The sequence below is a fragment of the Enterocloster citroniae genome, assembly GCF_040545455.1.
GTDB lineage: Bacteria > Bacillota > Clostridia > Lachnospirales > Lachnospiraceae > Enterocloster > Enterocloster citroniae.
Map to the genome: position 1 here is coordinate 1 of NZ_JBEPLZ010000039.1, position 16,545 is coordinate 16,545.

14 protein-coding genes and 3 pseudogenes are annotated in these 16,545 nt (G+C 48.6%); 14 read left to right on the forward strand and 3 right to left on the reverse strand.

Going from position 1 to position 16,545, the window contains the following annotated elements:
* Positions 1-101 precede the first annotated feature (101 nt).
* A complete protein-coding gene (locus tag ABID13_RS26775) occupies positions 102-1,058 on the forward strand; it encodes a TlpA family protein disulfide reductase (protein ID WP_330641055.1) in 957 nt (318 codons plus the stop codon).
* A 40-nt stretch (positions 1,059-1,098) separates the two neighbouring features.
* A complete protein-coding gene (msrB, locus tag ABID13_RS26780) occupies positions 1,099-2,202 on the forward strand; it encodes a peptide-methionine (R)-S-oxide reductase MsrB (RefSeq protein WP_045091632.1) in 1,104 nt (367 codons plus the stop codon).
* Positions 2,203-2,281: 79 nt separating this feature from the next.
* Here msrB and ABID13_RS26785 read toward each other — a convergent pair whose 3' ends face one another.
* On the reverse strand, positions 2,282-2,500 hold the full coding sequence (locus ABID13_RS26785; protein ID WP_045091633.1) for a DUF6061 family protein: 219 nt from the start codon (positions 2,498-2,500) through the stop codon (positions 2,282-2,284).
* A 783-nt stretch (positions 2,501-3,283) separates the two neighbouring features.
* Between ABID13_RS26785 and ABID13_RS26790 the strand changes: the two genes are divergently transcribed.
* The gene (locus ABID13_RS26790) at positions 3,284-3,583 is read left to right on the forward strand and encodes a hypothetical protein (RefSeq protein ID WP_045091634.1); all 300 of its coding nucleotides are present in this window, start codon (positions 3,284-3,286) and stop codon (positions 3,581-3,583) included.
* 71 nt (positions 3,584-3,654) lie between these two features.
* On the opposite strand, the gene ABID13_RS26795 is transcribed toward ABID13_RS26790, so the two are convergent.
* The gene (locus tag ABID13_RS26795; protein ID WP_048931344.1) at positions 3,655-4,821 is read right to left on the reverse strand and encodes an IS110 family RNA-guided transposase; all 1,167 of its coding nucleotides are present in this window, start codon (positions 4,819-4,821) and stop codon (positions 3,655-3,657) included.
* Between the two features lie 312 nt (positions 4,822-5,133).
* Here ABID13_RS26795 and ABID13_RS26800 point away from each other — a divergent pair, with 312 nt between their 5' ends.
* The 6 genes and pseudogenes from ABID13_RS26800 (at position 5,134) to ABID13_RS26825 (ending at position 10,653) form a co-directional block, all read left to right on the forward strand.
* The gene (locus ABID13_RS26800) at positions 5,134-5,625 is read left to right on the forward strand and encodes a hypothetical protein (RefSeq protein ID WP_156200251.1); all 492 of its coding nucleotides are present in this window, start codon (positions 5,134-5,136) and stop codon (positions 5,623-5,625) included.
* A gap of 62 nt (positions 5,626-5,687) precedes the next feature.
* Positions 5,688-6,545 carry a hypothetical protein gene (locus ABID13_RS26805; RefSeq protein WP_048931342.1) on the forward strand — a complete coding sequence of 286 codons (858 nt, stop codon included), beginning with the start codon at positions 5,688-5,690 and terminating at the stop codon, positions 6,543-6,545.
* Positions 6,546-6,770: 225 nt separating this feature from the next.
* A pseudogene (locus ABID13_RS26810) lies at positions 6,771-7,025 on the forward strand (relaxase/mobilization nuclease domain-containing protein); the annotation flags it as partial.
* A gap of 387 nt (positions 7,026-7,412) precedes the next feature.
* The gene (locus ABID13_RS26815; RefSeq protein WP_048931340.1) at positions 7,413-8,651 is read left to right on the forward strand and encodes a tyrosine-type recombinase/integrase; all 1,239 of its coding nucleotides are present in this window, start codon (positions 7,413-7,415) and stop codon (positions 8,649-8,651) included.
* Positions 8,648-9,604: a tyrosine-type recombinase/integrase gene (locus tag ABID13_RS26820; protein WP_048931339.1), complete on the forward strand. Its 957-nt coding sequence runs from the start codon at positions 8,648-8,650 to the stop codon at positions 9,602-9,604. The genes ABID13_RS26815 and ABID13_RS26820 overlap by 4 nt, the downstream gene beginning before the upstream one ends.
* Positions 9,604-10,653, forward strand: a pseudogene (locus ABID13_RS26825) (tyrosine-type recombinase/integrase). The gene ABID13_RS26820 and the pseudogene ABID13_RS26825 overlap by 1 nt, the downstream one beginning before the upstream one ends.
* Before the next feature lie 216 nt (positions 10,654-10,869).
* On the opposite strand, the pseudogene ABID13_RS26830 reads toward ABID13_RS26825, so the two are convergent.
* A pseudogene (locus tag ABID13_RS26830) lies at positions 10,870-11,226 on the reverse strand (helix-turn-helix domain-containing protein).
* A gap of 382 nt (positions 11,227-11,608) precedes the next feature.
* Between ABID13_RS26830 and ABID13_RS26835 the strand changes: the two are divergent.
* The 5 genes from ABID13_RS26835 to ABID13_RS26855 all read left to right on the forward strand — a co-directional run bounded on the left by ABID13_RS26835 (position 11,609) and on the right by ABID13_RS26855 (position 16,537).
* On the forward strand, positions 11,609-14,104 hold the full coding sequence (locus ABID13_RS26835) for a winged helix-turn-helix domain-containing protein (RefSeq protein ID WP_048931338.1): 2,496 nt from the start codon (positions 11,609-11,611) through the stop codon (positions 14,102-14,104).
* A 182-nt stretch (positions 14,105-14,286) separates the two neighbouring features.
* Complete coding sequence (locus ABID13_RS26840; RefSeq protein ID WP_048931337.1) at positions 14,287-14,565, forward strand: hypothetical protein; 279 nt, start codon at positions 14,287-14,289, stop codon at positions 14,563-14,565.
* Between the two features lie 383 nt (positions 14,566-14,948).
* Positions 14,949-15,173 (forward strand): hypothetical protein, encoded by a 225-nt coding sequence (locus ABID13_RS26845; protein WP_048931336.1) that lies wholly within the window; start codon positions 14,949-14,951, stop codon positions 15,171-15,173.
* 40 nt (positions 15,174-15,213) lie between these two features.
* Positions 15,214-15,582 (forward strand): hypothetical protein, encoded by a 369-nt coding sequence (locus ABID13_RS26850; RefSeq protein WP_048931335.1) that lies wholly within the window; start codon positions 15,214-15,216, stop codon positions 15,580-15,582.
* Positions 15,494-16,537 carry a hypothetical protein gene (locus tag ABID13_RS26855; RefSeq protein WP_156200249.1) on the forward strand — a complete coding sequence of 348 codons (1,044 nt, stop codon included), beginning with the start codon at positions 15,494-15,496 and terminating at the stop codon, positions 16,535-16,537. Before ABID13_RS26850 ends, ABID13_RS26855 begins: the two co-directional genes overlap by 89 nt.
* The last annotated feature ends 8 nt before the right edge of the window (positions 16,538-16,545 follow it).

Consider the following 16,545-nt stretch of genomic DNA (forward strand, 5'->3'; position numbering starts at 1 on the left):
TGCTCTTACATTCTAACAGCTTAAGCAACAAGATGGATAATTCCTTACTGGATGTAAGGGATATTAACCATAAATATATTGTAGTAGGAGGAATAAAACGAATGAAGATGAATAGGACGAATACTACCAGCAGATTACTGGCACTGCTGCTTATTGCACTGATGGTGCTCTCTCTGGCGGCCTGCGGCACAAAGGGCGGAGACAAAATGGACGGAATGAGCAGTGAACCGAAGAATGCTGAGGAAGCGGCTGCCATGCACAAGGAGCTGATGGCGCAAGAAAATGCCATTCTCTCGGAGAACACAGCGCTTTGGGAAAAGGTTTTCATGGCGGCCGACAAGGGCATGACCATGCAGGAGGACGGCAAAAACTACGGTGATTTCCTGCTCAGTACAATTGAATCCGCCAAGGATCAGTTTACGGCGGATGAGCTGAAACTGATTCAGGGAGAGGCGGAGAAGATTCGCGACATCGAAGATAAGCTGACCATGATTGAGAAAAAGTATCCCGCAGCGGCACAGGAGTCCTTGGACGGCAACATGAGCATGCCTGCGGGCAACGATATGACCACGCCGCCGGACGATGGCAGCATGCAGAAGTTCCCTGCCTTTGAGGGCAAGGATCTGGACGGAAACACGGTGAAAAGCGATGAGCTGTTCTCCGGCAACGCCGTCACCGTAGTGAATTTCTGGTTCACCACCTGCAATCCCTGCGTGGGTGAGCTTGCCGAACTGGACGCGCTGAACAAGGAGCTTGCGGAGAAGGGCGGCGAGATCATCGGCATCAACGCCTTCACGCTGGACGGCAACGAAGCGGCAATTTCCGAGGCGAAGGATGTGCTGTCCAAGAAGGGCGCGACCTATAGGAACGTGTATTTTCCCTCCGGCGGCGAGGCGGGAAGATTTACCACGAACGTCTTTGCCTATCCCACCACCTATGTGGTAGACCGTAACGGCAACATCGTGGGCGACCCCATCGTAGGCGCCATCACCGGCAAGGCGCAGGCGGAGGCGCTGCAAGCTCAAATCGACAAGGCACTGTCCGCCGATATGGGCTGAGCGAGAACCCTTTTTACCTGTTGGAAAGGAGGACGACACCATGTATCGGAGAGTATTGCCGCTTCTTCTAACTGCGGTACTGATGCTGAGCGGCTGCACCGCGGGGCAGATGGGTATGCCGCAGAAAACGGAAAGGACCGGACAATCCACTGGTATGTCCGGTGAGGAGGGTATGTATATGGATACCACGGAGAATGTCATCTATCTGGCGGGCGGCTGCTTCTGGGGAATGGAACAGCTGATGCAGTCTATTCCCGGCGTCATCGATGCTCAGAGCGGCTACGCCAACGGCACCTGTGAGGAGGATGCCGACTACCAGACCGTATGCAAGGGCAACACCGGCTTTCGGGAAACGATTCGGGTGGAGTACGACCCGGAACAGGTGAGCCTTGACGCTCTGCTGCTGGCCTACTTCTATGTAATCGACCCCACGGTGGAGAACCGGCAGGGCAACGATGTGGGCAGCCAGTATCAGACCGGCGTCTACTACACCAACGAAAGCGCGAAGGAGACGGTGGAGCGCATCGCGGAGATCGAGCGGGGACGCAGAGAGAAGTTCTTCGTGGAGATCGGCCCGCTGAAAAACTACTATCCCGCCGAGGAGTACCACCAGGACTATCTGGAGAAGAATCCAAACGGCTACTGCCATATTCCAAAAGCGGAGATGGAGCTGTTCTCCAGGCTGCGCATCGACCCAGGCGACTACCAAAAGCCCGCAGCAGAGTCCATTCGGGACAAACTGACGGAGGAGCAGTACCGCGTCACCCAGGAGAACGGCACGGAACGTCCATTCAGCAATGAGTTCTGGGATCAGCTCGAGAAGGGCATCTATGTGGATATCGTCACCGGCGAGCCGCTGTTTTCCTCCACGGATAAGTTTGAGAGCGGCTGCGGCTGGCCGGCTTTCACAAAGCCCATTGAAGAGCCCGCCGTGGTGGAACTGGAGGACCTGAGCCACGGCATGCGCCGCACAGAGGTCAGAAGCCGTGCCGGAGATTCTCACCTTGGTCATTTGTTCACCGGCGATCCGGAGTCCCCCAATGGCGTGCGCTACTGCATCAACAGCACGTCCCTCCGCTTTGTGCCTTACGCAAAGATGAAAGCAGAGGGTTACGGATATCTTCTGTATCTGTTCGAGGAATGAGTTCGCAAAATACAATGATATAATAAGCAGCGTCCCAATCATTATGAACCGGGACGCTGTCGTTTATGCTCATGTCGGTTTATTCAAACAGGACGTTCAGCTTGCTGTTCAGAATCAGATCGGCATAGGCAAGCGGGTCCTTGTAGATCAGATAGTTCAGCTCTGACCGCTGGAAGCGGTTGTCGGCAACTTCGTTTTCAACGGCTGTGCAGTCAATGGAAATCCGGCTTCCATCGTCAGAAACCAGTTCTACGCTGGCTGTGTCGATGTTGAATTGACAGAAAATAAGTTTACTCATAGTCATATCTCCAAGATGTTTTTTTAGGTGAATCAGGTGGTCAATTTTGTCTGATGATTGGCGGGAATCATATTGAAACCCACCGCAGATTATTCAAATCAAGTCGTTGCGAACGGTTAGTACGTATAAAATAGCTGGCTACAAAACGGCTACAAAATTCGTAAGGAACCTATGTACAGCCCGAAATACGTGGATTATTTGGACGAAAAGCGTATCGAGAGTGCATTTTATAACCCTAAATCAAAGCCCAAGACTTGAGTGGGAATGCGATTGTGGTCATACTGAGCGATCAGAAGTAGCTGCAACAGGGCATCAGTGGGATGAAGGCAAGGTAACGAAAGAAGCGACAAAGAATTCTTATGGTGTCAGAACATTCACTTGCACGGTATGTAAAAAGACAAGGATAGAAGTAATCAAAGCGGATGCGGCGGTCAGTGAACCATCTGACCATGTAGATACATCGGAGGTCACTCAAAGCAAAAGCTTGCCCGAAAAAAATGAATCAACCTGGAATACAGATTCACGGGAGGACATCAAAAATCCGAGTTTGCCCGAAAAAGGTGAATCCGCAGGAGAACTGTAGTCCTCAAATACGGAGCAGTTTTTTAGGCTCTCCTGGTGGATAATAGCTGCAATTGCGCTAATTCTTATTGTCGGAGTTTTCGTTGGAACAATAATTCTTAGGAGAAGGAAAAAGTCTTGTTAATACTGACTCCTAAGAAAACTCTGATGTTACTGCCTATCCGTATGAAAAAGATCTTGGGACGGAAGGAGTGAGGTGATTTGAAAAAGGGACATAAGGCCATGTTTCTTGCCTTTGTTCTCCTGCTTACCACCTTGTGCGCCTGCGGACAGCAAGCGGAACAGGCGGGGCAGTCGGAGGGCAGTAGCGGGGAACCCACCAAGGGCTTTGTAACACGGGAACCGGAAAAACCTTCATCTAAACAATCGAAGGAGATTGCCGTCACCGAGCTTTACAACGAGGAAGGAGAGGGCGATTGCGGTGATGGCTTCTCATACAAGACCAGCTATGAAAAGTCAAGTATAAATCAGCAAAAAATTCCGTTTCTATATCGATGGTAAAAAAGGGTAACTTTAATAGAAACTCCCTAAAGGTGCTTTTTCAAAATCTATCGATATTAGTATACAGGCCTCTATTCGAGGTTGAATTCCACTTCATCAGTGAGCATCTTCCAGATGACCCTGACAAGTTTTCCGGCGCAATGTCCAAGGGCATTGTAGTGTGTCCGGCCTTCGGCTCTCTTGGTGTCGTAATAAGCCTTGAAAGTCGCATTGTTCTTTACAACATTATGAGCTGCGTTCATAAGGGCGTAACGAAGTACACGTGACCCCCGCTTGGACATATGGGTTCTTTTAGCCTGAAAGTTTCCAGACTGGTATACAGTTGGATCCAGTCCAGCGAATGCAAGCAGTTTACCTAGTGTTGAGAAACGGTGAATATCACCGATCTCACCCAGTATCATCCCGCCATTTACGGTTCCAATGCCGGGAATGGTCATGAGTACAGAGTGCAGGCAGGTGACAAGATTCGCCATTTCAAGCTCTGTCTCGAATAACTGTGAATCCAATAACTCGATCTGTGCAATGGTCTGAGTTATCTGGATAGATAAAGAACTGTCATTTAAGCCGACAGACCTCTGTGCGAGAACTCTTAATTCTCTGGCCATATCTTTTGTGAAGTGTCCATGGGAGGATTTGACAAGGAGATTGGAGAGATGAGTCAGGTGCAGGGAAGCAATGTCTTTTGGCATAGGAGCCTCTTTTAAGAGTGCATAGACAGCTTTCTGATGCAGACCGGATTTGAAAAAATACTGAAGTTCCGGAAAGACCTGATCCATATAGGAAGTCAGTTGAATTTTCAAACGGGTACGCTGTTTCATGGTCTTCTGTCGGAACCTGCCGAGTTCCTTCAGTTCAATGTAATCCAGATCTTCCAGGGTAGAAAACCTGAGAGAGTCCTGCATCATAAGGGTTTTAGCAATCACTAAAGTGTCGACTTTATCGGTCTTCATCTTGCGTACATTGTTTTTACGCATGGACGAAGTCATGATAGGGTTGAGAACACACACTTTAAAATCCTTGCAGATTAGGAAACGAACAAGGTTGTCACCGTAGTATGCCGTAGATTCAAGACCTATGATGATGCTGTGCTGGTCAAGTGGTGCCAGCTTAGACAGCAGCAGATAGAAGCCATCATAGTCATTTGAGAATTGGAACGGCTCGATGAGTATCTCGCCTTCCAAAGAAACGGCAGCGGCAAAATGGTTGAGTTTGGCAATATCAATGCCTACATAAATCATGAGGTTATACCTCCCTTTCAAAAAGTCTGATACCGTGATATCCACCAACGATTATCATCGTAGACTTGATTGAAATAAGTACTCATTGGAACAGACGCTCCGGTACATCCAGCTAATAAACAATTCAGATAAAGGCAGCGGCAATACACTCCTGTTGAGTAGTCAAGGCTACAGGAAAAAATCAAAAGTCCACAGTATCTGAATGTATTAAACCACGATATTAAAACGAAAGGAAAGTAGATGTTTTCGCTTCTATAAACATCATACAAGGAAAGAAATGACATTTTAAGGAATCCATACGACAATACACCAGTGTTTTACGAGAAGAACGGGCATGGAGAAGAAATTCCTGTGAGAATACGGTTTTTCAGCCCCGTCAGGATTTTGTCTATCATAACCAATGTCGTTGCAACTGTACTGCTTCCTCTTATCATTGCTACAGCAGTGCGACTGGTTGACATATCGGGAACTTCGCAGAAATTTTTTGACGGATTTAGACCGATGTACGATGCGGCCTGGTATGTTTTTGCCGGGCTGATTGCCATTATTTATTTCGCAAAAGGCGTAAGAAAAGATGTCTACGAGCATCCAATTCTCTATGAAGCAACCTCAGGCAAAAAGCTTGGGACTCACGCTTCAAGAAAACTCAGTATTTTTTCTGTGCTGGGCATACAAAACCGAGACGAGAATGGGAAAAAAGTGTCTTTAATCAGGGCATTTCAGATGTTAGGAGGACTGGGGATATTTTTAGGGATCTTTTTGATATCCCTTTTAGTGGGAAGTGTTGCTGCGATTCTTATATAAAAGAAGAATTATAGCATTCACTGATAGGTAAAAATACTTGACTATACGGGGAGTGAAAGAGAATGAAAATAAGGAAAAGCACGATTGTCTGGTTTGTATTGTCTGTGCTTCTTGCTGCAAGCCAAGCCGTTGAAATAGACAACTCTGATGGCGTGACGTGGGCAGATGCTACTTATGTTAAGGATGCAAAGGTCTTGCCGGAGAATGAAGGAAAACTCGTGGTGGTCTCAGGCCATCCGGAAATGTTGGAGGCTGCCGTAGATGAAAATGTTGGAGTCAGCTTTCCATCGCCAAAGGTATATCGTTCAGTTGAAATTCTGACATATAGCTCTGCATTCAAGGACTGGAAGGTTAAAACTGCATATGAAGGAAACTCAGAAGATGGATTTGAGACAGGAACCTTAACAGGTCGGGTCGCAATTGGAGCGTTTGAGCTGGATCAGGAAATAATCAAACGAATTGTGGGAGGTAAAGATGTAGATAAGGAAGACTTCAGCTCTGAAGATATCGTACACATGGAAGAAACAGGCTCTCTTATCAAATCAGGCGGTAGATTCTGTTACACAGACAGGAAAGGTGAGAATCTTTTCTCTAATGGTGAGATTTGGACTCATCCAGAAAAGTATAACGATGATTTCTACAGATGGAATAAGAAACTGGATGGCAGCCATAAGATCTGGTGGACAATGTGGGACATTGCTCCAGATGATGAATTAACGGTAGTTGGTATTCAAAAGGGAAATACATTGATATACTGTGACAACGTTGAGGGCGGTATTTCAAAAGACCGCATTGTGGGAGAACATGAAATGACGAATTCAACGAATCAGAAACATGTAAAACATGTTGCTTACGCAACAGCTTTGCTGTTTGCTTTGCTGGGGTTCAGATCTATGTTCAAAAAAAAGAAAGAGACGTGAATTTGTTTTGGAACGAAAGAAAAAATCCTATGCGAAATACCGCAAAATAAAGTCAGAAACGCAGGATTGGCTGGTGGCACAGAAGATCGTGTAGACGATTCTGGGCGAGGAGCAGGAAAAGGAAAAACAGAAAGAGCATGAACAGGAGGAGCGTAAGGATACCGCTCAGCATGAGAACGATTGATAATGGAAAAAACGGTGCGGCGTGGGGAAAAAACTCATGTCGAACCAGCTTTTTTGCTCCATCAGACGGCAAAAAATACATTTGACGAGATGGGCGTAAAGAAGCTGCCCAAGGTCAAGGAGCTGCAAGCCAAGTATGCCAAACTGCTGGAGGAAAAGAAAAAAACCTACGCCGAGTACCGGTGCTCCCGCGAGGAAATGCGAGAACTTTTGACGGCAAAGGCCAATGTGGACCGGCTGCTGAAAATGGACGAGGAACAGAAAAAAGAACAGGAAAAGGACCACGGCCAGCGGTGAGCCGGTCATGGTCCAGAGCGTTCGCAGAACACGCAGCCACAGAATGAAATTCTGTGTTCAAGGGGGCTTGGGGGATACCCTCAACAAGTAGCGCCAGGAGCCGAATGGCTATCCTGGTGCATTACTTGCCGTTTTTATCAGAACTTTCTGATAAAAGAGGTTATCAGAAAAATATTTTTATCAGAAACAGAGGCAGAAACCCTTGAAATCACAAGGGAAAATAGAAAATAGTTTCTGATAAAAAATCAGGGGATGGCGATATGCCGCCCATCCCCCAATCGGTTACAGGTCAGAAAATTTCTGATAAAAATAAGTATGGCAATCATTATCCGGTATGCTATAAGAGGCAGGGACATCCCTGACTATTATGGCGGGAGGAAAATTACTATGCCAACACAACACCACAAAATACCGATTGAGGGGTTGCTGGAAAGCTACGAATCGGCGCTGACAGAACTGGGCTACAGCATCACCACAAAACTGCTGTTCGTAAAACGTGCGGGGTTGATTATCCGATGGCACCAAGATAAGGGGCTGATGTATTTCGACCAGGCTGTCATCAACCAGTATATCCGCGAAATTGATGAAAGCTATTTCAAGGGCGGTATGCAGAAAAAATACTATGACAGGCTAAGAGGAGAGGTTGATCGTTTTGCCTGCTATGTCCATTCTGGAAAGGGCGGCGCGCTGCCAAGTCCTCTTCGTGGGGCAAAGCAGAAACTAACAGCAGGGTTTGAGCAGATCGCGGAGGAATTCATTACAGGCAACTTTCATCCAAATACTCGCTGTGACATACGATGGGTAACATACAAATACTTCGGATGGCTTGAGGAACAGGGCTTCACCGACCTGTCTGGTGTCAGCGCAGCGCAGATACAAAGGTTTCTACTGGACTGCTCAGAACACTACGCTCCCAGCACGATCCATGATATACGGCTATATCTCAAAAAACTATATGCTTTTCTGTATGAAACCGGGCTGGCGGATGACTCCTATTCCATCCTGTTTTCCTTTGCGGTAAACCGGGAAAAGCGGGTGTTCCCGGTCCTGCCGAAATCAGATATAGCGAAACTATTAGACGCTATCGACCGTACAAAGGTCAAGGGCAAGCGTGACTATGCAATCATGATGCTGGGAACAGTTATTGGTCTGCGGGCCTGCGATATTGTCACGCTGAAACTGACTGATATTGACTGGCTTCATGGCGAGATCCGTATTACGCAGTCCAAAACATCCAATCCGGTCATTCTGCCATTGACCCAGGATGTGGGTGAAGCGCTAAAAGATTATATTCTCAACGCCCGGTCAGATACAGTGGACCGTGAGATATTTCTTCGTATCAATGCGCCGCATACGAGGCTTGCAGCTGCTGTGACAGTAGGAGAAATCTACCGGGACTGCTGCATTGCCGCTGGTCTGCCAGTCAGCAAACGGTTCCACAATTTACGCCGTGCGCTGGGGACATCCATGGTGGAAAATAGCGTTTCGGTCTATGATGTTGCTCAGGTATTCGGGGATAGGGACATCAATTCCACAAAGCCGTACCTTGCCGCAGATATGGCGCATCTCAAAATGTGCGCCTTGTCCTTTGAAGGGATTGGCCAGACAGGGGGTGATGCCGTATGACGGAATTTTCAAGTGCATTTGGCGACCGTATATCCAGTTTTCTGGATTACCGCACAGCCCGTGGTTTTAAGAGGGAAACCCATCTTCGGCACCTCATAAAGTTTGATCGCTGGTGTATGCAGGCACATCCGGAACAAACCCTGCTTTCCCGCAAACTTGTCCTCGACTGGATTTGCGATGCTTCTGCTTCCAACTATGATGTTGCCCAGCGGGTCGCTTCCATACGGCAGTTTGCTCGATACCTCTGCGCTATTGGAGAAGAAGCGTATATTTTACCAGAAAAATATGCCCCTATTAAAAGCAAAGCAACGGCGTATATCTTTACCGACATAGAACTTACAGCCCTTTTCAGAGCTATTGACCAGCTTCCGCCTACGAAAAAGGAACCTTTCTTGAACGAGACTGCGCCTGTATTGTTCCGGCTGATCTATACCTGCGGCCTGCGCCCGAATGAAGGGCGGGAGCTGCTGGTGCAAAACGTCAATTTAGAGACTGGAGAGATCCTCATCACACATACCAAGCGCAACAAAGAACGCTTTGTGGTCATGTCCGATGATATGTTGGAACTTGCCCGGAAGTATGCGCAGCAACGGAAAATTTTTTGCGGTGAAAGCCCATACTTCTCCCCGTCTGCGAACAGCGGCGCACTGGCTGCGGAGACAGTGCATTCTGCTTTTAACAAAGCATGGTCCCATGCGGACCTATCCGGGAAATATCCAAGGAAAGTCCGCGTATATGATCTCCGCCACCGCTTCGCTTCGGCCTGCCTCAACCGCTGGCTTGACAATGGAGAAAACCTGATGGCTATGCTCCCGTTCCTCCGTGAATATATGGGCCATAATAGCCTTTCTGAAACAGCGTACTACATCCATGTCCTCCCGGAAAACATCATAAAGTCCTCTGCGATTGACTGGGAGAAGTTTAACGCCATGTTCCCGGAGGTGACAGAATGATGAAACCAGGAGAGAATACGCTGTTTCCGCTGATACATGATTACCTGAAAACATATCTGCCAAAGCAGCGCAATGTCAGCCACAATACAATCCGCTCTTACCGGAAGGCATTGGAAGAACTGCTGGACTACACCAAAGAACATGAGCAGATACCTTTGGGGCAGATAGCCTTTGAACATCTGACAGCAGATGCGATCTTCTTTTTCCTTGAATACCTCCAAACGGAAAAAGGATGCTCTACCTCTACGTGCAACGCCCGGTTTGCTGCGATCCGCGCTTTTATGGATTATGCCGCCGACCATGATGTGACGCTGGTTGCCGAACTCAACAAGCTGAAGAAGGTTCCGTTCAGAAAACCTGACGACACAACAGCTACGGTGGAATATATGAGCATGGCTGCCATTACCGCGATTATTGAACAGCCGGATGCAACTACATCCAAAGGGCTGCGCGACCGTTTCTTTATGATCCTGCTATATGATACCGGGGCGCGGGTCCAGGAAATGCTGAACATCCGTCTGAGCGATATACAACTTGGACCTCTGCCCAAAGTCACGCTGTTTGGAAAAGGACGCAAAACCAGGGTTGTTCCTTTGATGGAAAAGACAGCCCAGCATTTGAAGAAGTATCTGCTGAAATTTCATGCGGACACTGCTTTAGAGTAGGATGTGACATTGTTCTATTCTGTGATACGCGGAGAGAAGCATCCGCTCACATCCCGGACGGCTCAATACATACTTCAAAAATATGGTGAGCAGGCGCGACAAGTTTGCAAGGAAATCCCTCCAAATGTTCATCCACACCTGTTTCGCCACAGCCGGGCAATGCACCTCTACCAGGAGGGGATGGATCTGACGCTCATATCCCAATGGCTGGGACATTCACAGTTGAAGACCACTCAAATTTATGCTCATGCAGATACAGAACATAAGCGTAGAGCGATTGAAGCGTCTACGCCGCAGGACAATCCGCTTTATTCCAAGTTGAATTCTGCGAGATATACAGTAACAAATGAAGAAATGCTGAAGAAGTTGATAGGTCTGAGATAAGGGAGATTTTTATCAGAAATTTTCTGACCTGTAACCGATGGGGGATGGGCGGCATATCGCCATCCCCTGATTTTTTATCAGAAACTATTTTCTATTTTTCCTTGTGATTTCAAGGGTTTCTGCCTCTGTTTCTGATAAAATTTTTTTTTCTGATAACCTCTTTCCCACAGGAATAAAATAAGCCAGTGACGAAACATTCAAATTTCGCTCACTGGCCTACTTTACTTCCATTTTTTCGGATAGTTCTGTTAGTTCTTTCGTAGTTTCCTGCGTGTGATGTAAAAGCGTTTCACGCATCTTTGGCGGACAACTGAAATAAAGCATTTTCATCTAATTGGCCCCGTCATCCCCTGGAGAAATATCCGAGTTAATCAGAGAGTCCAAGGAGATGTGCAAAACCTTTGCCAATGCTCTTAAAATTAAATAGGCCGGATTCATCTGCCCCTTTTCGATGTTAGCAATTTGTTTTACGGATACATGGCTCAGATCTGAAAGCTCCTGCTGCGTCAGCCCTTTTCTTTTTCGGGCTTCCCGCATTTTTTGCCCTAAAGCGGTTAAATCATCAATCGGCATAATCATTCACCTCAACTATATTGTATCGTGCTGATTTACGCAAAGGAATAACCTTATTATGCCTGCTGATGGGTATAATCATGCTGATTTTTTGCTGATAAACGCTAACGTATATTGTCTTTCTTTTGATATTCGTATATAATGTATCCAGTTAGATTATGTCTGGACGGAGGTGCGATATGGGCGGAATAAAAGGTTATATCTCCATGCGAGAAGCATCCTGCCGCTGGGGTGTATCGGAGCGGAGGGGCAATCAATACTGCGCTGAAGGACGTATTCCCGGTGCATCTCGTTTCGGGAGGTCTTGGGCAATTCCGGAAGATGCAAAAAAGCCATCTGATCCGTATAAGGTGGATACAAATAGAATGAGGAGGTGAACGTTATGCCAAAACCGAAATGGAATCTGAATACCATTTACATATCCGAGCGCTTACAGGAGTACCTGCGCCCCCTCTCCCGCTGTACCCTGACTGCGGTGGTGGCCCCTATGGGCTACGGAAAGACTACGGCGATAAACTGGTATCTGTCCGAGCGCACCAAAGCGGAGGCGTTACATATCATCCGCATCAGCGTATATTCCGAGAACCTTGCAATCTTCTGGAAAAGCGTGCAGGACGCTTTTGCTCGGGCGGGCTTTGATTTTCTGAGGGACTATACCTGCCCCACGGATGTTGCCGGCGGCGGACTGCTGGTGGATGAGCTCTGTCACGAGTTAGTGGGAGAAACCTCCTGCTATATTTTCGTGGACGATTTTCATCTCCTGACAGATCGGCGCATCTCCACGTTTTTTTGTATGCTGGCAAACCGAGCACCTTCGAACGTGCATCTGATTGTCGCCAGCCGGGATCGCTTTCTGCCAGCCGCGGAGGCGGTGCGGCTGGGAGCGAAAGTGTACCAGATCGGTGTGGAGCAGCTGCGTCTCAACCATACGGAGCTTGCCATTTATGCCCACCGATGCGGCATGGAGCTTTCCGAAGCACAGGTCGAAAGCCTCCTCTATTCCAGCGAGGGTTGGTTTTCCGCCGTTTATCTGAATTTGCGGACGTTCTCTGAGCATGGCGTGCTGCCAAGCCGTAATTCCGATATTTACGCCACGTTTACCGCCGCTATGATTGACCCACTGCCGGAAAAGCAGCGGGAGTTTCTGGTGGTCATGGGGCTTGCCGATGAGTTCACCGTGGAGATGGCTCGTTTTGTCACCGGGGACGCTGACGCAGAGAAGCGGCTCTCTGCGCTGACCGCCCAGAATGCTTTCGTGACCTGCATTCTGGATGGCGTGACCTATCGCTTTCACCACATGATGAAGGAGTGCGCTGAGCGCACTTTCCTAATGTTGCCGCAGGAAAAACAGGCGCGCTACCGCGAGCGTCTCGGCCTGTGGTATGAACAGCACCGGCAGTATCTTCACGCCATCGCCGCTTACCGGAAATGCGAAAATTACGATGCACTGCTGCGGGTCATTCGCAGCGATGCGGGCATCCTGCTGGCATCGCTGAAGCCCGAAGCTGTGCTGGAGGCGTTGGACAAATGCCCCGCCGGAACGCTGAAGGCCTACCCCTTTGCCATTCTGGTGCTGATGCGCCGTATGTTCACATGGCGGCAGATCCCGAAAATGCTGGAGCTGAAAGCGCTGCTGCTGACCGCCATCGAGGAGCGTCCGGAGCTGTCTGAAGAAGAACGCGGCAACCTGCTGGGCGAGTGTGACCTTATTATGAGTTTCCTCTGCTACAATGATATCAGCGCCATGAGCCGCCTGCACCGTAGCGCCAGCAGCCGGATGTCCCGTCCTGCCATCAGCATCCAGAAAAGTGGCGGTTGGACCTTCGGTTCTCCCTCGGTGCTGATGATGTATTACCGTGCGCCCGGTGCGCTGCAAAGCGAGCTTGCAGAGATGGACGAGTGTATGCCACACTACTATAAAATCACCGGCGGCCACGGGCAGGGGGCTGAAACCATCATGCGGGCTGAGGCACTGTTCTGTCAGGGACGTTTTGCGGACGCGCACATCGAACTGGAAAGCGTCTACGCTCAGATTGAGGGAAACGGGCAGGCGAATATGGCGCTTTGCTGCGACTTCCTCGCATGGCGTCTTTCCCTGTGTACGGATGTGGAGCAGCGATATTCTTTTGAGGAACGCCGCGTGGAGCTGCTGCGGCAGCACAACGCGACATGGGTGAATATCTGGAGCGCCACCAGCGCCTACTACCACGCTCTGTTGGGCGAGATTGAACAAATCCCTTCCGTTTTTGCCGGGCATCAGCTTTCCAACATCAATTTTCTTGCGCCGGGCAAGCCGATGATGGAGATGATTGAAAATCAGGTGTACCTTGCCCAGGGCGCTTATGCGAAAGTGATTGGGTGTAGCATGGGTCAACTGGCCGTGTGCGAAGCTATGCACTATGCACTGGTGACTTTGCATATCCGTATTCAGACGGTTGCAGCCTATGAGATGCTTGGCAAACGGGCAGAAGCGCGGGAAGTGCTGGAGCGGACGCTTCGGGATGCAGAGCCTGATGGACTTCTGATGCCCTTTGTGGAGAACTACCGTTATCTGAAGAATCTGTTGGAAAGCTGTGGGGAACATAATACCTTTGCCAAACGAATTGTGCAGCTTGGCGAGGACTATGAGGTGCGGCGAAAGCAGATACAGGATCAGGCAGCACGTCCGGCGACTCTGGCTTTGCTGACGGAGCGGGAGTACGAAATCGTAGGTCTGATAGTCGAACGCCTGTCCAACCGGGAGATCGCGGAAAAGTTGTTCCTCTCCGAGGGTAGCATCAAGCAATACATCAATCAGATTTATCAAAAACTTCATATCGAGGGCGATACCCGAACCAAGCGGAAGCAGCTTACCGGGCTATTCTCACAAAACATCTAACCTTTGGTTAATGTTTATTTTTTAAAATCCACCGTACAATGGTTGTACGGTGGATTTTTCTATCCAGGAGCATGTAAGCTGTCAGAGACAGTGATAGATTATAAAACAGAGAAAGGGGCAAGGAGTAATGGCAGAACGAAACGAGGCTGATGCTTTATTTGCTACTAAATGAGAGGTTCCTTATGGCTTATGTAAAAACAACGGTAGACAATCTGAATCAGCAGAAAAGAGAGTATGAAAAAGCGGTTAAAAGCCTGAATAATGCTTTGGAGCAGATTAAAAAGGTAAACCGTTCTCTTGGGAAGGATGCTATGTTGGAGGGAGTGCGAACTGAGCTTACAAAACTGTCTGCATCCCTGGAAACAAGGACAGAGGTACTTCTTCTTATGACAAAGACCTTGGAACAGTCCAGTGAGAAGTATGCCGCAGCCCAGAAGAAGGCTGTAGCAAAAAGCAATTAGTTTCGCGCTCATAACCGGGATTTTTATGGAAATCCAGTGGTTGTAACTGCAGCAACTGCGACTGCAACGGCACAGCAACCACAACGACATCTGCGTCTAGTGTAGACAGCAGTACCCCCATTACATCCCGGAGCACGGAAAATGTATCGATTCAGACAGATTCGGAATTCTCTTCGGCTGCATATACGGAAAGCGACTCCGGCACAGACGTCTCCCAAGCAAGTGCGTATGTCAGAAATACAGCGGCTCCGGAAGCATCAGGCCCCCCTGCTCCGAGTCGATTGTGGAGCCGGTTTCTACGGGAAGTGTGGGCGGTGGTTCTGCGGAAACGGGAGCAGTTACTGGTGCTGTAAGATACAGGTTCCCCTGCTCCGGGAGCAAATGTGTTTGCAACAGGAGCCACCGCAGCAGGAGCCGTCATTGGCGGCATTGCAGGCAAGGCAATGGAACCACTTGTAAAGCCGGGACAGAAAAAAACAGAACCAATGCAGGAAGAAAAGGAACAGGAACTGACCGCAGACGTAGAAACTCAGTTAGAAGCGGCCAGAGAGCGTTTAAGACGACTTAATGAAGAACCGGATGCGCCGGCTTCCACCGGTGGAACCTGAGAGAAAGGTTGGATTTTTATGCCAGGAAAGGAGAATGTCTATGGAAAGAAAATATATTTCAGCGGTCAAGGCAATGGACGGATATGTCCTACATGTAGATTTTGTGTCCGGCAGCTACCTGTTGTTGGACATGAAGCCGTATCTTGACAAAATCCGGTTTCGTTCGCTTGCCGACCCGCAGGTGTGGAACAGCGCCGTGACCAACGGCATCTTTGTCCGCTTCGGCAATGTGGAACTGAGCCACGATGAAATATTGTCTATGGCGGAGAGGGAGCATAATTCCCCAAATAGTATGAAGAAAACGGAAGGAGAAAACGAATATGAAAAATTGGAAAAAGTATGCAAGTCTTTTGCTGGCGCTGGTTTTGTGCCTGAGCATGACCGCCTGCGGGAAAAACGGCAGCAATGAAGAAGATGTCATTAACGGAGACGAAACTGGTTATGAAGAAGATGTCAGCAATGGAGGAGAAATCAGCATTGAGGATTTGGACGGGTTCTGGTATCCGGTAGATGGAATTGGCTTAACCACATCGGTACTCACTTCTATCTATGTCGATGGAGCGGCCGGAACGTGGGAGGAATATGACCAATATGGTGACCCGACAGGAAATACTGGAGATGCTTATACCGATGGAACAGTCCTTACAGTGGCGGATGTGTCATTTTTGGGGGAAGTGGAGGACGTGGAAATTCCGATTGGTGATGCAGATACACTGTTAGATGATGATGGAGAGATCTACTGGATCAAGGGTCAGCCTGACTTTAAGGAAAAGCTGGGTCTGTCGAATATCTTCGGTAACTGGTACTACAAGGGCGATCACACTTCGGAGTACCAGACGGTCCTGACATTGAACGAGGACGGGACATATACCAGGAGCGATACGGAAGAAGGAACCTATACCTTTGAGGAGATGGAGGTCTCCACCACAGATGTGAATACAAATGAGACGACAACCGAGCTTCGTCAGGAGGTCAGGCTGTCCGGTGGTTTTATGGATGCCCCCTTCTATCTGGTTAACGATGGGCAGGTTCTGGTGGACTGGGCCAAGGTCAATGAGGGGGAAGAGTTTTACATTCACGAAAGTGCTCTGGAGAATGGGGAACTTTTGAGGCTGTACCAGATTACGGACGGAAACGACTACTGGGGTGAGGATTATACGCTTCAGTTCCTCCGGGAAAATACCCTGTATCGCAACTACCTCAATGGAGCCCAGGATTCGGTATCCGGGACGTGGGAGATTTCCGGTGATATGATCACCATCACCTGGGATGACGGCGAGACGGATGAGGCAATTCTGAACCCGGAAAAACCGGATTCGCTTACGCTGAACTCCACCGGTGAAACCATTGCGAAGCTCTTTTGAAAAAGCAC

Excerpts from the sequence above, each read along its gene's own strand:
- ABID13_RS26775 (WP_330641055.1), top strand. The coding sequence starts at position 102 with ATGAAGATGAATAGGACGAATACTACCAGCAGATTACTGGCACTGCTG.
- msrB (WP_045091632.1), top strand. The coding sequence starts at position 1,099 with ATGTATCGGAGAGTATTGCCGCTTCTTCTAACTGCGGTACTGATGCTG.
- ABID13_RS26785 (WP_045091633.1), bottom strand. The coding sequence starts at position 2,500 with ATGAGTAAACTTATTTTCTGTCAATTCAACATCGACACAGCCAGCGTA.
- ABID13_RS26795 (WP_048931344.1), bottom strand. The coding sequence starts at position 4,821 with ATGATTTATGTAGGCATTGATATTGCCAAACTCAACCATTTTGCCGCT.
- ABID13_RS26805 (WP_048931342.1), top strand. The coding sequence starts at position 5,688 with ATGAAAATAAGGAAAAGCACGATTGTCTGGTTTGTATTGTCTGTGCTT.
- ABID13_RS26815 (WP_048931340.1), top strand. The coding sequence starts at position 7,413 with ATGCCAACACAACACCACAAAATACCGATTGAGGGGTTGCTGGAAAGC.
- ABID13_RS26820 (WP_048931339.1), top strand. The coding sequence starts at position 8,648 with ATGACGGAATTTTCAAGTGCATTTGGCGACCGTATATCCAGTTTTCTG.
- ABID13_RS26835 (WP_048931338.1), top strand. The coding sequence starts at position 11,609 with ATGCCAAAACCGAAATGGAATCTGAATACCATTTACATATCCGAGCGC.
- ABID13_RS26840 (WP_048931337.1), top strand. The coding sequence starts at position 14,287 with ATGGCTTATGTAAAAACAACGGTAGACAATCTGAATCAGCAGAAAAGA.
- ABID13_RS26850 (WP_048931335.1), top strand. The coding sequence starts at position 15,214 with ATGGAAAGAAAATATATTTCAGCGGTCAAGGCAATGGACGGATATGTC.
- ABID13_RS26855 (WP_156200249.1), top strand. The coding sequence starts at position 15,494 with ATGAAAAATTGGAAAAAGTATGCAAGTCTTTTGCTGGCGCTGGTTTTG.